This window comes from Corynebacterium sp., from assembly GCF_030532965.1.
GTDB lineage: Bacteria > Actinomycetota > Actinomycetes > Mycobacteriales > Mycobacteriaceae > Corynebacterium.
The window spans coordinates 1-15118 of sequence record NZ_JAUNKC010000007.1; the positions used below are offsets into that span (position 1 = coordinate 1).

Here is a 15118-nt window from a genome sequence, read left to right on the forward strand (position 1 = left end):
GCACAACACCGAAAAAACCACACAAAACCACCACCACCGGTAGGAAGTCAACCGCCAGCGAAGAATTCGTCGTAAAGCAAAAAATCCTTCCCAACCTCAATCGGTGGGAAGGATTTTGTTAGAGAGTTTTACTTCTCTTCGGTGGTTTCCTCAGCGTCGGTAGCTTCGGTTTCTTCAACCTTTGCTTCTTCTTCGGCTGCTGGAGCTTCCTCGGCCTTGTCTTCGGCAGCCTTGGATGCGGCTGCGCGTGCGGCGCGGGTAGCTTCGGCGGAAACGGTCTCTTCGAGAACCAGGGAGATCTGGCTCATTGGAGCGTTGTCGCCCTTGCGGTTTTCCAGTTTGATGATGCGGGTGTAACCACCCTCACGGTTTTCAAACTTAGGAGCGAGCTCGTCGAAAAGGTGAGCAACAACTTCCTTGTTGGCGATCAGCTTCAGCACGTTGCGGCGGTCGGCAAGGGTGCCAGCCTTCGCTTTGGTGATGAGCTTCTCAGCGTATGGACGCAGCATCTTTGCTTTTGCGTCAGTGGTTTTGATAGCGCCGTGGGTGAACAGCTGTTGCGCGAGGTTAGACAGAATGTGCTTCTGGTGGCTCGCGGAACCGCCGAGACGGGCGCCCTTCTTTGGGGTAGGCATTAGATGTACTCCTCGTGTACAGAATTAATGAGCGCGTAGGGCATAAAACTTCATGCCCTTAGACTTGGCGATTTACTCGTTGTCGTCCGGATCAGTGTCGATGTAGTCGCCGGTTTCGGCGTCGTAACCTTCAAGCTGAGTCGGATCGAAATCTTCAGGCGCATCCTTCAAAGTAAGACCCAAGCCGGCGAGCTTGATCTTGACCTCGTTGATGGACTTCTGGCCGAAGTTGCGGATGTCCAACAGGTCGGACTCGGTGCATTCGGCAAGTTCGCCAACGGTGTGAATCTCTTGACGCTTCAGGCAGTTGTAGGAACGAACCGAGAAGCGCAGGTCTTCGATTGGCATGCTGTAGGCGGCGATGTATTCGGTTTCCTGTTGGGAAGGGCCGATTTCGATGCCTTCAGCGGCGGTGTTCAGCTCGCGTGCGAGGCCGAACAGTTCAACGAGGGTTTTGCCAGCAGATGCCAGGGCGTCACGCGGTGCGATGGAGTTTTTGGTCTCCACGTCGATGATGAGCTTGTCAAAGTCGGTGCGCTGCTCAACACGAGTAGCTTCGACCTTGTAGCTGACCTTCAGCACTGGGGAGTAGATCTGGTCAACTGGGATGCGACCGATCTCAGTGGTGCCAGAGAAGGTGGTGGCGGGAACGTAGCCGCGGCCGCGTTCAACAACCATTTCGATCTCCAGGCGACCCTGCTCATTGAGGGTTGCGATGTGCATATCCGGGTTGTGGATTTCCACACCAGCTGGTGGCTCGATGCTGCCAGCGGTGACAACGCCGGGGCCTTCGGCGCGCAGGTACATAACAACCGGCTCGTCGGAGTCGGAAGAAATGACCAAGCCCTTGATGTTTAGAAGGATGTCGGAAACATCTTCTTTAACACCAGTAATGGTGGTGAACTCATGGAGAACACCATCAATCTTTACGCTGGTAACTGCTGCACCGGGGATGGAGGACAGCAGGGTACGGCGCAATGAGTTACCGAGGGTGTAGCCGAAACCTGGCTCCAACGGTTCGATGACGAACTTGGAACGAGCCTCGGATACGAATTCCTCGGTAAGGACTGGGCGCTGTGAAATGAGCATGTAACTCTCCTATGTGTGACGACCGCTATTTGACGTCTGCGTGGGCGGAAAGGATGAAAAAGATTACTTGGAGTAAAGCTCGACGATAAGCTGCTCGTTGAGCGGAATGTCGATCTGAGCGCGCTCGGGCAGCTGATGCACGAGGATGCGCAAGTTAGCGGGAACAACCTGAAGCCATGCAGGTACGATTGCGTCGGTCAGGTTCTCCTGTGCTTCTTCGAACCACACCATCTTCTGCGACTTCTCGCGAACGTCGATGATGTCGTACTGGGAAACACGGTAGGAAGGTACGTTGACCTTCTTGCCGTTTACCAGGAAGTGGCCGTGGGAGACCAACTGGCGAGCTTGACGACGAGTGCGTGCCAGGCCTGCGCGGTAAACAACATTGTCGAGGCGGGATTCCAGCAGGATGACCAGGTTTTCACCGGTCTTGCCTGGCAGGCGGTTAGCCTCGGCGTAGTAACGACGGAACTGCTTTTCCAGAACGCCGTAGGTGTACTTTGCCTTCTGCTTCTCCTGAAGCTGGAGCAAGTACTCAGATTCTTTGATGCGGTTGCGGCCAGCCTGCCCTGGTGGGTATGGACGGCGCTCGAATGCCTTGTCTCCGCCGACCAAGTCGACGCGGAGGCGGCGGGACTTACGGGTTACTGGACCGGTATAACGTGCCATTGTAAGTTACCTTTTCCTTTCCTTAAACGCGACGACGCTTCGGTGGACGGCAGCCGTTGAATGGCTGTGGGGTCACATCCGAAATCTTGGTGACCTCTAGGCCAGCAGCCTGGAGGGAACGGATAGCGGTCTCGCGGCCCGAACCTGGACCTTTAACAAAAACTTCAACCTGCTTCATGCCATGATCCATTGCCTTGCGAGCAGCGTTTTCAGCAGCAAGCTGTGCGGCGAATGGGGTGGACTTCCTAGAACCCTTGAAGCCAACGTGGCCGGAGGATGCCCAGGAGATAACAGCACCAGCTGGATCAGTGATGGTCACGATGGTGTTGTTGAAGGTGGACTTGATGTAAGCGTGGCCTTGAGCCACGTTCTTCTTTACAACGCGACGGCCAGTGCGGCGTGCGCTAGAGCGTGCTTTAGGAGGCATAGATTACTTCTTCTTTCCGGCGATGGTCTTCTTCGGACCCTTGCGTGTACGCGCATTGGTCTTGGTGCGCTGGCCGCGAACAGGCAGGCCACGACGGTGGCGCAGACCCTGGTAGCAGCCGATTTCAATCTTGCGGCGGATGTCAGCCTGAACCTGGCGGCGGAGGTCACCCTCGACCTTCCAGGTTGCTTCGATGACGTCACGCAGAGCAGCGATCTGCTCGTCGGTCAAGTTATCAGTGCGCAGGTCCGGGGAGATGCCGGTCTCCTTGAGCAGCTGTGCGGCACGGGCTGGCCCGATGCCGTAGATGTAAGTAAGTGCGACTTCCATGCGCTTATTGCGTGGAAGGTCAACACCAGCAAGACGTGCCATGAGGCGATACCTTTCCGGTTGTTACGGTGGTTTTCTCCAAGCTCGTCCTCACCAATTACCGCTTTGCCCGGACGGATGCCGGACGATGGGGCAAGATACATGAGGCTTCGGCCACCGTCGCCGAAGGTGTGGGTGGCACTAGAAAGCGCCACTAAAGCAAGGAGGCTTATATGTTTATTTGTAGCGGTAAACGATGCGGCCGCGAGTCAAGTCGTAGGGGGACAATTCCACTACAACGCGATCCTCAGGCAGAATACGGATGTTGTGTTGGCGCATCTTGCCACTGATGTGCGCAAGAACTTCGTGTCCGTTGTCCAATTCGACTCGGAACATAGTGTTCGGCAAGGGTTCAACAACGCGACCCTCGACCTCAATGGCGCCTTCCTTTTTAGCCATATCCTCTGCAATTCCCCAGCTTAAAAGCCAGTTCGTGGGTTTACTTCTACCATGATGCGGACACACGTATCCGACACCATTTGTCCATACTACACACAACCTGCATAAATGCCCAAAAATATGTGCCGAACTTCACTAGCCACCGCCGACTGGGAAACTGTTCTCATCCGCGTCACGGAAAAGCTCGTGAAGCATCACATTGTAACCAGCAACAGAATTGACATCAGTGATAGAGACGGTCGGTGAGAACGTGGTTCCGTTTTCATCGATGATCAACCGACGATGGTCGTAGATTTTTAGCGAGGATTCCTCAGTGCTAGGCCAGCGTCGCCCTGGGAATCTAGCCCCCTCCGATGTACAAGGTTCGGTAAGAACTGCATGCATTTCTGTTCCGAAGCTAACTACACTTTTATGGTCAGTTCCACAGATATTGGCTTCGGGAACAATATTGATTAATGGGGATGTATCCATGTGTTCCATTTTCCAGTGAATGTAAACATCGCCATTAACGGCCTCGTCGACAAGCGCTGCCTCGTAACCTTTTCCGTAAAGATTGTTGCGAAGGTGTTCAGCATCCAGCCGACATTTGTATTCCATCCTGCGTAGTGGCATTCTTTCATACGACGGAGCGGAACAATTAATAAGTAGGTAAAGTTTCTGCTGGTCTAGTTGCGGCATGAGGGTTTCCCACGTTTCTGAATTCGAATGCGCCACAAAGTCGAAGCTACGTGGTAACCCTGAGTAGTTACGTAGGGACAGACCTTCACCGTGTCGAATTTCGTAATCATAAAACTTCTTAATCCCAAACCCCGCAACGAGTAGAACGACGATGCTAACGAGGGAGAGAAATATCTTCGTGTTTCGTCTTCCCTTGCGAACTTCTCTGACTTTATGCTGGCGATGGACTCGTTCATGAAGATTATCTCGTGCAAAACAATAAAATCTGTTGACGGGATCAAGCACAAATTGAGCCACTTCATGTGGCGCTGCGTAAAACACTGGCACCGAATCGGGCAGGAAGTCTTTCGCAATAGACGCTTCTTTTTCATCAGAGTAAAAGACCCAGATTTCGCGTTCCTGCTCGGTACAAAGCGAGACGTGTCGCCGCACAATGGGCGGCAAATCAGCTTTCGCATTAAATGGTTGACGTCCGCCTGCTTTAGACATCACCTCGCCATGATCAAGATTGATCAAAACGACGCCAATATCTTGCGCCCTATCCTCCCAGAGATCATCGTCGAAAAATGTTTTCCCGGCGAACAAATAATGGTGCTTTCGAAAAACATCGATCAAGGAAATAAATCGAACGTCCTGATAGCGAAGATCGTATAATCTTGCCTTCCGTTCCAAGCGATTCTTTTCGTTTTCAGTGATCGCCAGACTTGGAACTATAAACACTAACCTGCGGAACTGGTAGGTGCCTGAGGTTTTCGCGCATTTATCGATCACATCAGGCAGATTTTCCCCTTTATGATACATGTCAATGAAGCTGGCGAAGGTGTAGTCAATTTTCCACTTTCGCCTAATCTCGGAAAATTGCAGACTTACAGCAGCCTGGACAGATTTTCCTACATAGATCGCGATGTCCCATTCTTTCGCCACCTAATCGCCGCCTCCTTGATCTTTGCCACCACGTGCGCTACTGCCATGACGATTCGCCACCGAAAATGGTGTCGTTGCTGCCCGTAAAACGGAAACCTCGATACCCGCACTGGAATATCGTCGATGAGCCACAGTTTAGCGCCCGATTGCAGCAAAAACAGCGCTTTATAGTCGGATACGGCGACGGAAACTGGTTGCGTTTTCAGCCGGTGGTAATAAGGCCCTATCCGCCACGGCGTACCTACCAGCCAGACCACCACGTTTTTATTATTCAGGTCTAGGCTCGCCAACCTCTTTGCAGCTTTATCTGGTTCGGCTACGTCAATCAGCACGACCGTCGCATCGCTTGGTTGGCCCTGCCGTACCCGCATGTCCACCACTGCTTGGTGGACTAGTTCTTCCGCTGTCATTTTCCGCCCCACAAAGTACAGAAAGGCCTTCCCGCTGGTGGCAGGAAGGCCAGTATGCTCATGTCAGCCGCAGATTAGTAGACGTAAACGATGTCTCCCGGCTTTAATTCGTTGAAGTACTGCACGGCATCGTTGTGGTTGAGGTGGATGCAACCGTGCGACCACAAATTCACGTCACCCTCATGGAAGGCAATGCCGTTGTGGGTGAAGTACACCGAGTATGGCATCGGTGCATTGTTGAATTCCCGCGAGATTTCGTCTTTAACTTTGCGGTTCACGCGGTGGGTACCCTTCGGGGTTTCCCAGCCAGGTGCGCCGGAGGACATAGGCCGTTCGCCGCCCCATGCGACACCGTTCTTCTGCAACCAGGTGCGCTGTTTGGTCAAATCGATACACGCCGCGGCGTGCTTCGGGCAGGAACCGTAGTCAAAGTTTGCGCGGGCTTGTTCCAGCCGCTCCGCCTCGGCACGCATCCGTGCTTCCTCAGCTTCGCGGTTCTTCTGGTCAATCATGCCTGGTGCCACTGCATTGGCTACGCCGTCGACCGCGTTCTTGGCGTTCTGGGCGGACTGTGGGTCAAGCACGCGTTCCGCTTCGGAATGCAGGTGATTGCGGGCGTTCCATACGTCTTCTTGCAGCTTCGCAGTCAGATCAGAGGAGCTTGGTACGCCTGGGATCATTTGGGCGGAAGCTACAGCTGGGGTGGTGACCGTAACGGCAGTAATGGAAGCGGCAATTGCTGCGGCTTTGGAAAAGCGACGGAGTGCGGAGAACACACGAGTAGAACGCGGCTTAAAAGACATGGTGACTACTATAGCCGTTGAGTGAGAAAAATCATCGCCTCGAAACCACATATGAATCGTATTTCACAATCACCACAGCCGTTCCCGCAGGCAGACACACTACTTAAGAAATTATTACATTACGGTCACAAAATTTTGACGCCCCCATAGCGGGGACGTTACGTGCACAAAATTTACTACCTGCGTGGCGTAAGAATCCGCGGGCCGCTGGAAGTAGCGGCAACCGTGTGTTCCCAGTGCGCCGCAAGCGAACCGTCATCGGTGACCACCGTCCAGTCGTCGTCAAGCACGATGGAATCGACGCTCCCCAGCGTCAGCATCGGCTCAATGGCAAGCACCGAACCCTCTTGGATCACAGGGCCCTTGCCGGGTTTTCCTTCGTTGGGCAGCCACGGCTCTTCGTGCATGGTGCGGCCGATCCCGTGCCCACCGTAGCCGTCGACGATGCCAAGTTTCACACCCCACCGGCTCTCGGCAGCTCGGGTGGCTACTTCTAGCGCGTAAGAAACGTCCGTGAGGCGGTTTCCGGGGATCATCGCTTTAAGCCCCTCCGACAGCACCCATTCGGTGGCCTCGTTTAATGCTTGCGCCTCGGTACTTAGGGTGCCGATCCCGAAGCTCCAGGCGGAATCCCCCACCCAACCTTCGTAGGTTGCGCCGCAGTCGATGGACACCAAATCGCCCTCGCGAAGAATCCGGGACTTGTCGGGAATGCCGTGGACGATTTCGTCGTTAACGGATGCGCAGATCGACGCCGGGAACCCCTCGTATCCTTTGAAGGTGGGGATCGCACCAAGCTCCCGGATGGTTGTCTCGGCGACTTCGTCCAGATCGCCGGTGCTTATGCCGGGTTTGGCCGCCGCCTTCACCGCCTGCAGTGCCTTACCGACGATCTCTCCTGCCGCCTGCATAGCGTCCAATTCCGCAGGTGTTTTAGCCGCGATTGCTTTTCGACGTTTCCGAAACCCCATAACCTCACTCTTCTTAAGTAAATAACGAAAGCCGGAGCCACAGCAGTAAAAGCTGCACTCCGGCTAAAAGCTTAGATCCGACCTACGCCTGAAGGCTACTTGCCCAATGCCTCAAGGGTACGTGCGTTGATCTCTTCTACGGTACCTTCTGCCTTAATCGCGATGATCTCGTCACCGTAGTGATCGATCAGCGGTGCCGTCTCGTCGCGGTAGACCTGCAACCGGGTACGGATTGTTTCCTCGTTGTCGTCCGCCCGACCGCGAGCCAACATCCGTTCCACCACAACGTCTTCCGAAACCTGGAAGTTAACCACACCGTTTAATTCAGTGCCGAATTCTTTCATGAAATCGTCCAGGATTTCCGCCTGTTCCACCGTGCGTGGGAAACCATCGAGCAGGAATCCATCACGTGCGTCATCCTCTTGCAGGCGAGCCTTGACCATGCGTGCGGTCACATCGGTTGGAACCAATTTTCCGGCGTCGAGGTATTGCTTCGCCTCTACCCCCAAGGGGGTACCTTCGCCAATATTCGCCCGGAATAAGTCACCGGTGGAAATGTGGGGAATGCCGAGTTTTTCGGAGAGGATGGCAGCCTGGGTGCCCTTGCCCGCACCGGGAGGGCCGAGGAGAACGAGTCGCATTTTACTTCAGAAGTCCTTCGTAATTACTTTGCAGGAGCTGGGATTCGATCTGCTTTACCGTGGTCAAAGCAACCGAAACCATAATCAGAATCGCGGTACCACCGAATGGCGTTGCTCCCGCTTGGGCGTTAACGCCGAGTTCCAACATGATGTTAGGCAGTACAGCGATAATTCCAAGATACAGGGAACCGACGAACAACAGGCGGTTCATAACAAAACTTAAATATTCTGCGGTTGGGCGACCCGGCCGAATACCAGGAATGAAGCCACCGTATTTCTTCATGTTCTCAGCCTGCTCGTTCGGATCGTACTGAACCGAAACGTAGAAGTAGGAGAAGAAGATAATCAGCGCGAAGTACAACACGATGTACTGCCACGAAGACGGCGTTTGTAAGTACTGAATGACGTTTCGCTGCCACCAGTTATCAGGAGCCTCGACGGACGAAGAGTTCACAATCTGGGTAATCAATACCGGCATGTAAATCAGGGAGGATGCGAAGATCACGGGGATAACGCCACCCTGATTAACCTTCAGCGGCAGGTAAGTAGAGGTGCCGCCGTACTGACGACGACCCACCATGCGCTTTGCATACTGAACCGGGATTCGGCGCTGACCCTGCTCGACGAAGACCACGCCCACCACGAGGATAATGACAGCGATGAGAACACCGGTGAAGACCAGCCCACCGGAACCGGACAGGATGTTCGCGCCGTCGGCAGGCAACCGGGTAGCGATACCGGCGAAGATCAGCAAGGACATACCGTTACCGACGCCCCGTTCAGTGATGAGCTCGCCCAGCCACATCACCAAAACCGCACCTGCGGACATAACCAGAACCAGCAGAATCAGATCAAAGATGGTGCGGTCCGCAACCAGAACCGGAACGCCCTGACCCAGGAGCTGTTCCCGGTCAGCCAGCGCGACGATACCTGCAGACTGCAAGAGAGCCAGCGCCAACGTGAGGTAACGGGTGTACTGATCCATCTTGGCTTGGCCGGTTTGGCCTTCCTTCTTCAGCTCCTCGAAACGCGGGATAACCACGGTGAGCAGCTGGACGATAATGGAAGCCGTAATATAAGGCATCACACCGATGGCGAAGATGGACAATTGCAGCAACGCACCACCGGAGAACAGGTTAATCAGCGAGTAAACGCTGGAAGAATCTGACGTAAGGTGCCGAATACGGTCAGAGATCGACGCGTAATCAACGCCCGGGGACGGGATTTGGGCACCGATGCGGTAGAGAATTATCAACGCAATAGAAATCAGAATCTTCTTGCGTAGATCCACATCCTTAAATGCCTGAAGAATGGCGGACACTAAAGCCTCCTGGCTCCCACCAGCACCGCTCACATGGGTTTCGTTACACGCTGCAGTAGGAAAAATTCGACTGTGAAATTTTTCCGAAAACTTCCGGAAAAAGTGGACAAGATTGACCTTGCTACTCTACCACCTGTCACAAACCAAATCCCAGTCAGCAAAACCGAAAACATCCGAAGAGAAACCTTAACGCGGAATAAATATATCTTTTCGCCCCCAAAAGTGGCCGACGAAAACCACCCTTAGTCGCGATACGACGCGTCGGTGTTATTCAACCACGCGTACACCAAACCAATGAGCACACCACCGCCCACGAAGTTACCCAACCACACCAACGTCCAGTTGATAGCGATATGGGACGCCGTGAAAAACTCCGGCAGCGGATCGGCACTGAATCCGACGATATTCACCAGCGAAAAATTGGCGATGACGTGCTCAGTACCCAGCCCCACGAACATGCCAATCACGAACATCAACATGAAGAACTTTGCCGTGTAATCCTTAAGCACGGCGACCCCCACCATACCCATGTTGACCACAAAATTCGCCACTATGCCCTCCACAAATAGTCCCATCGGATCTTTGTGCAGCTTTTTATTAATCAGCGTCGACACAAACGACGAATCAGTCACGGCGGAAAACGCCTCGGCAAAACCTAGGGCAAAACCAACCAATAGCGCCCCCACCAAATTGAATACGGTGCAGACCACAAGAAGCTTCACCGCCACCGGTGCCGCCACGGTTTTGCGGTACAGCCCATAGACCATATACATCATGTTTCCGGTGGCTAATTCCGCGCCCAATAACACTATGGTGGCAAGACCGATAAAGAAGAACATCGCAAATACGGGCCCGCCTAGGCCTGGCGCTAAGTTTTCTACCCGCTGCGCCATCACCGCTGAGAACGCGGTGCCAAGCGTCAAATACACCCCGGCCAGAACACTTCGCACCGCATAACGGCCGAATTGGCGTTCCAGCAACTGCGTTTTCTTTACTACCATCGCATCTGCGGTGTCGTTGAGGCTCATGTGGTTCTACCCCTTGTACGCGAAAAGCCATAGCGCAACGAAAGATTGCACCAGGTTCAAGTCTTACCGCACCGGCAACATAATAGAAAATTTCCGTCGCCTAGATCGTTAAATCATTGACTACGGAAATTTTCTCAAGCTTTTAGTCGTCTTTTGATTCTTCTGAGAACTCAAAGCCAAACCTTGGTCGTGGATACTGACGAAAATAAGCCTCTGGGTCAGCGCGCAGAAAAGCCAAACGCTCTTTGTACAGCACGTCAGTGATTACGGACTTTGGAGCGAAGCGGAGCTTTCTTACGCACATCCCTCCACCGCCCCGTCGACAAGCAAAAAACGCCAAGCGGATCATACCAGCCTGGCGTTTTACGTGTCCGAGTATCTTAACTACTTGGTGGTTACGGAACCACCAGCAGCTTCGATCTTCTCCTGTGCGGACTTGGAGAATTTATCAGCGGTGACGTTGAGCTTAACGGTCAGTTCGCCTTCGCCAAGAACCTTAACAGGCTTCTTTGCGCGAACCAGGCCAGCTGCAACGATGTCAGCAACGGTAACGTCGCCACCGTTAGGGAAAGCCTTCTCGAGGTCAGCAACGTTGACTACCTGGAAGATAACCTTGTTGCGGCTCTTGAAGCCCTTCAACTTAGGCAGACGCATGTGGATTGGCATTTGGCCACCCTCGAAAGCAGCCGAAACTTGCTTACGAGCCTTGGTACCCTTGGTACCGCGACCTGCGGTCTTACCCTTGGAAGCTTCACCGCGGCCTACGCGGGTCTTAGCTTTGTTTGCGCCTTTAGCTGGGCGCAGATCGTGGAGCTTGATTACATCGCTCATGTTTTACTCCCCTGCCACTTCTTCGACAGACACCATGTGACGTACGACCTGGATCATGCCGCGGGTCGAAGGTGTGTCTTCGCGGACGACGGAGTGGCCGATGCGCTTGAGGCCCAATGCAGCGATGTTCTTACGCTGCTTAGGGTTAGCACCAACCAGTCCCTTGTTTTGGGTGATCTTGAGGGCCATTAGCTTTAAGCCTCCTGTCCTGCGCGGATGCGCAGCATACGAGCTGGGGCAACCTCTTCGAGGGTCTTGCCGCGACGGGCAGCGACCTCTTCAGGGCGAACCAGCTGCTTCAAGCCAGCAACGGTAGCGTGCACCACGTTGATAGCGTTGTCGGAGCCAAGCGACTTACACAGGATGTCCTGGACGCCTGCGCATTCGAGCACTGGACGTGCAGCACCACCAGCGATAACACCGGTACCGGCGGCAGCTGGGCGCATCATAACGATGCCGGCTGCTGCTTCACCCTGAACTGGGTGGGTGATGGTGCCGCCAACCATTGGGACGCGGAAGAAGTTCTTGCGAGCCTCTTCAGCACCCTTTTGGATTGCAGCTGGGACTTCCTTAGCCTTGCCGTAGCCAACGCCAACCATGCCTTTACCGTCGCCAACGATGACGAGAGCGGTGAAGCTGAAGCGACGACCACCCTTAACAACCTTGGATACGCGGTTGATGGTTACGACACGCTCGATGTACTGGGAGCGCTCGTCTTGCTGCTGGTTACGACGATCGTCGCGGCGACCGCCGCGGCGCTCGTTCTTGTTCTCATCGGCGGAGCGTCCGCCGTCACGCCGTTCACGTCCGGACATTAGGCGTTCCTTCCGTTGTTGTTGATAGAGGTGATCATTAGAACTTCAAACCACCTTCACGAGCTGCGTCGGCCAGTGCGGCAACACGGCCGTGGTATTTGTAGCCAGCACGGTCGAAAACGATCTTTTCGATGCCAGCTGCCTTGGCGCGCTCAGCAATGAGTTCGCCAACCTTAGCTGCCTTTGCCTTCTTGTCACCGTCGATGCCAGCAACAGCTGCTTCCATGGAGGAAGCGGCAGCCAGGGTGTGACCAGCGAGGTCGTCGATAACCTGGACGTGCATGTGGCGGGAGGTACGGTGAACGACAAGACGCGGTGCCTCTGGGGTGCCCCGCAGCGTCTTGCGGATACGGTTGTGGCGGCGTGCGCGAGCTTCGCGACGGCGGGTGGAGATGTCCTTGCCAACCGGCGTGCGCTTGTTGTTGTTCTCGTTGTTGCTCATTGCTTACTTACCCGTCTTTCCGACCTTGCGACGGATCTGCTCGCCTTCGTAGCGAATACCCTTGCCCTTGTAAGGATCGTCCTTACGGAGCTTACGGATGATGGCGGCGATCTGTCCGACCTTTTGCTTGTCGATACCGGAGACGGACAGCTTGGTGTTGCCGTCCACGGCGAAAGTAATACCCTCCGGTGCCTTGATCAGCACTGGGTGAGAGTAGCCGAGGGAGAACTCCAGGTCCTGGCCCTTAGCCTGAACACGGTAACCAACACCGAAGATTTCCATCTTGATGGTGTAGCCTTCGGTCACACCAACAACGAGGTTGTTAACCAAGGAGCGGGATAGGCCGTGCAGAGAACGGTTCTTGCGGTTGTCATCCGGACGGGTGACAACGATCTGGCCGTCTTCGAGAGCAACTTTGATTGGCTCAGCAACAGTGTGGGACAGGGTACCCTTTGGACCCTTAACCTCAACGAACTGGCCGTCAATCTTGACCTCTACGTTTGCAGGGACAGCGATAGGCTGCTTACCAACACGTGACATTATCGCTCCTCCCTTACCAGACGTAGGCGAGAACTTCTCCGCCTACACCCTTCTCGTAAGCCTGACGGTCGGTGAGCAAACCTTGGGAGGTGGAGATGATAGCCACACCCAGGCCGCCGAGAACCTTCGGCAAGTTGTTGGACTTTGCGTACACACGAAGACCTGGCTTGGAAACGCGGCGAACACCAGAGATGGAGCGCTCGCGGGATGGGCCGTACTTCAGTTCAAGGGTCAAGGTCTTACCAACCTTGGCGTCCTCAACGGTGTAATCAGCAATGTAGCCTTCGGACTTCAAGATCTCAGCAATGTTTGCCTTGAGCTTGGAGGAAGGCATGGATACGGAGTCGTGGTGTGCGTGGTTTGCGTTACGCACGCGCGACAGCATATCCGCAATTGGATCTGTCATGGTCATAAAAGTGACCCATAAGCCTTTCTCGTCGCGGTTCCTCCCACCTTCAAAAGCGTCACCGCATATTATCGGCCACTTTTCGCGCCCCAAGCTCAATAGCTGGGGTGCTCGCTGCCACATTTTAAGCGGTCGCACAAGGCGGGGGGCCTACAACAATGTAGGTGAATAAATGTCTAAACTCGGATGCGATTAAACCCAGGAAAAGGGCATAAAAGTCCGAGGGGATACTTTACACTTGCAGCGCCAGCTATTGCAACTAGCGTCCGCTTGTCGACGCGACCAGCGCCGCGGCCTCCCCCACTGCCTTGGTTTCATTACGCGGTTACGGGGTCACCTTAAGATTTCCGTTCGCGTCAATGGTGTAGTTTGCGGTGAAAGCCCGTCCGAGATTAAGCCGCTGCCAGGAACCGGTGCCTCGTTGATTATCTAGAGGGTGGCCTGCTGGAAGTGCGGTCTGCCGCAGAATTTCCGCACGCTGGTGATAGTTAAGCTCCGGAAACCGTTCCGATAGAAGGTCCGGCGCTTGTTGCGGCACCACCATCGGCGCATCGGGTGCCCAGATGGTCGGGAAATTGTAGTGCAGTTTTTCCGTGTAATCGGTTAACAAATCGGCGTTGCCTGTCGGCGCGGGCAGGCATTCTGCGAGGGGTTTTCCGCAACGCCACTGCAATTCCGCCCGGATTTCTTCGCCCGCAGCACGCAATGCGGCTTTCATCTTGGGATCATTCCACCGATCCGCAGCCGCGGCAGTTCCGGTCATCCTGCCGCCAATCACATCGAGTGGATAATGCACCCCCAGCACGATTCGGCTGTGCCCGGCAGATGTCGCGCGAGCCAAAAGTTGCGGGGCTGCTTCCGGCAGGATGACGGCTAATAGCGTCGCAGCCCAGGTCACCTGGTTGGTGTGCCCGGACGGGAAGGATTGGGAGGTTGGGTAGATGTCGCGTTCGGGGATGGTCATGCGATGTACCTGCTCCGGCGCAACGATAAACGGACGCTTATAGTTAAAGACCCGCTTTTCGACGAAGGTGGAACTGGCGATCCCACCGGCACGGGCGAACCAACCGCCGTCGAAAAGCATTTGCGTCTTAGGCAGTCGGTTATCCCGAATCGCCGCCCTAAAATGCGCCCCTACCTCAGGGCCAAACGCCTCCGATAGCGGCGTTAACACCCCGGAGAAATCCGCCAAAGCATCCTGTTGCGCTTGGGCTACTCGTGCCGGATCGGCCAGTGCTGCATTATTCTCCGCGATTACGAGCTCGAGGTTCCGGCGCAGGGTCTCTGGATGCTTGGAACGAATCTCATTGAACACGTCCACCACCGGAACGTAGCCGCCGCCAGGATAGGAAGAGACGTCGGAGACGTATCCCACATAGTCCGCGACCGTGAAGGGAACCGGAACTGGTGCGTGCGGAAATTCGACAATAGGGCCCTGACCTGGCAAATGTTGTGGAAGTTGCGGAATTTCCACCGCTGCCACCGGGGTGGTAAACGCTACGAGCCAAACCGTTAACGCGGCCGCAATCGCACGCACTGGTACTCCTTTTGAAGTCTTTAGTTTTTAAAGCTGCCTCATTATGTCACGAAAACCGGGGGTATCAATTCAATACAGAACCCGCCGCGTAAAAGCTCTGAATTTGTAATTATCCATCACGAAATTTTGGCGGCAGCCATATCACTTACAGATTCGTCGAAATCTACAATTCTCAATATCACT

20 protein-coding genes are annotated in these 15118 nt (G+C 54.6%); all 20 read right to left on the reverse strand.

Annotation, left to right across the window (positions count from 1 at the left end; all coding sequences use genetic code 11):
- Positions 1–128 precede the first annotated feature (128 nt).
- A complete protein-coding gene (gene rplQ / locus Q4D85_RS04830; protein ID WP_303198609.1) occupies positions 129–635 on the reverse strand; it encodes a 50S ribosomal protein L17 in 507 nt (168 codons plus the stop codon).
- A gap of 72 nt (positions 636–707) precedes the next feature.
- Positions 708–1724: a DNA-directed RNA polymerase subunit alpha gene (locus Q4D85_RS04835; protein WP_047261200.1), complete on the reverse strand. Its 1017-nt coding sequence runs from the start codon at positions 1722–1724 to the stop codon at positions 708–710.
- A 63-nt stretch (positions 1725–1787) separates the two neighbouring features.
- Positions 1788–2393: a 30S ribosomal protein S4 gene (rpsD, locus tag Q4D85_RS04840; protein WP_303198610.1), complete on the reverse strand. Its 606-nt coding sequence runs from the start codon at positions 2391–2393 to the stop codon at positions 1788–1790.
- A 22-nt stretch (positions 2394–2415) separates the two neighbouring features.
- A complete protein-coding gene (gene rpsK / locus Q4D85_RS04845) occupies positions 2416–2820 on the reverse strand; it encodes a 30S ribosomal protein S11 (RefSeq protein ID WP_047261198.1) in 405 nt (134 codons plus the stop codon).
- Positions 2821–2823: 3 nt separating this feature from the next.
- A complete protein-coding gene (gene rpsM, locus Q4D85_RS04850; RefSeq protein ID WP_047261197.1) occupies positions 2824–3192 on the reverse strand; it encodes a 30S ribosomal protein S13 in 369 nt (122 codons plus the stop codon).
- Positions 3193–3366: 174 nt separating this feature from the next.
- Entirely contained in the window at positions 3367–3588 is a 222-nt protein-coding gene (gene infA, locus Q4D85_RS04855; protein ID WP_303198614.1) for a translation initiation factor IF-1, read from the reverse strand.
- Between the two features lie 135 nt (positions 3589–3723).
- Complete coding sequence (locus tag Q4D85_RS04860) at positions 3724–5190, reverse strand: hypothetical protein (protein ID WP_303198616.1); 1467 nt, start codon at positions 5188–5190, stop codon at positions 3724–3726.
- A complete protein-coding gene (locus Q4D85_RS04865) occupies positions 5157–5600 on the reverse strand; it encodes a hypothetical protein (protein ID WP_303198617.1) in 444 nt (147 codons plus the stop codon). Before Q4D85_RS04865 ends, Q4D85_RS04860 begins: the two co-directional genes overlap by 34 nt.
- Positions 5601–5674: 74 nt before the next feature.
- A complete protein-coding gene (locus Q4D85_RS04870; protein ID WP_303198618.1) occupies positions 5675–6403 on the reverse strand; it encodes a L,D-transpeptidase in 729 nt (242 codons plus the stop codon).
- A gap of 176 nt (positions 6404–6579) precedes the next feature.
- A complete protein-coding gene (gene map / locus Q4D85_RS04875) occupies positions 6580–7374 on the reverse strand; it encodes a type I methionyl aminopeptidase (RefSeq protein ID WP_303198619.1) in 795 nt (264 codons plus the stop codon).
- 95 nt (positions 7375–7469) lie between these two features.
- Positions 7470–8015, reverse strand: coding sequence for an adenylate kinase (locus Q4D85_RS04880; protein ID WP_303198621.1), 546 nt, complete (start codon positions 8013–8015; stop codon positions 7470–7472).
- 1 nt (position 8016) lies between these two features.
- Complete coding sequence (gene secY, locus Q4D85_RS04885) at positions 8017–9336, reverse strand: preprotein translocase subunit SecY (RefSeq protein ID WP_303198622.1); 1320 nt, start codon at positions 9334–9336, stop codon at positions 8017–8019.
- 242 nt (positions 9337–9578) lie between these two features.
- Complete coding sequence (locus Q4D85_RS04890) at positions 9579–10364, reverse strand: formate/nitrite transporter family protein (RefSeq protein ID WP_303198623.1); 786 nt, start codon at positions 10362–10364, stop codon at positions 9579–9581.
- A 384-nt stretch (positions 10365–10748) separates the two neighbouring features.
- The gene (rplO, locus tag Q4D85_RS04895; protein ID WP_303198624.1) at positions 10749–11195 is read right to left on the reverse strand and encodes a 50S ribosomal protein L15; all 447 of its coding nucleotides are present in this window, start codon (positions 11193–11195) and stop codon (positions 10749–10751) included.
- A 3-nt stretch (positions 11196–11198) separates the two neighbouring features.
- Positions 11199–11384, reverse strand: a complete 186-nt coding sequence (gene rpmD, locus Q4D85_RS04900; RefSeq protein ID WP_047261187.1) for a 50S ribosomal protein L30 — start codon at positions 11382–11384, stop codon at positions 11199–11201.
- A gap of 5 nt (positions 11385–11389) precedes the next feature.
- Positions 11390–12010: a 30S ribosomal protein S5 gene (gene rpsE, locus Q4D85_RS04905; protein ID WP_047261186.1), complete on the reverse strand. Its 621-nt coding sequence runs from the start codon at positions 12008–12010 to the stop codon at positions 11390–11392.
- A gap of 37 nt (positions 12011–12047) precedes the next feature.
- The gene (gene rplR, locus Q4D85_RS04910) at positions 12048–12452 is read right to left on the reverse strand and encodes a 50S ribosomal protein L18 (protein ID WP_303198627.1); all 405 of its coding nucleotides are present in this window, start codon (positions 12450–12452) and stop codon (positions 12048–12050) included.
- 3 nt (positions 12453–12455) lie between these two features.
- Positions 12456–12992 carry a 50S ribosomal protein L6 gene (gene rplF, locus Q4D85_RS04915; protein WP_047261184.1) on the reverse strand — a complete coding sequence of 179 codons (537 nt, stop codon included), beginning with the start codon at positions 12990–12992 and terminating at the stop codon, positions 12456–12458.
- Positions 12993–13005: 13 nt separating this feature from the next.
- Complete coding sequence (gene rpsH / locus Q4D85_RS04920) at positions 13006–13404, reverse strand: 30S ribosomal protein S8 (protein WP_047261183.1); 399 nt, start codon at positions 13402–13404, stop codon at positions 13006–13008.
- Between the two features lie 319 nt (positions 13405–13723).
- Complete coding sequence (locus Q4D85_RS04925) at positions 13724–14935, reverse strand: phosphatase PAP2 family protein (RefSeq protein ID WP_303198628.1); 1212 nt, start codon at positions 14933–14935, stop codon at positions 13724–13726.
- Between the last annotated feature and the right edge of the window lie 183 nt (positions 14936–15118).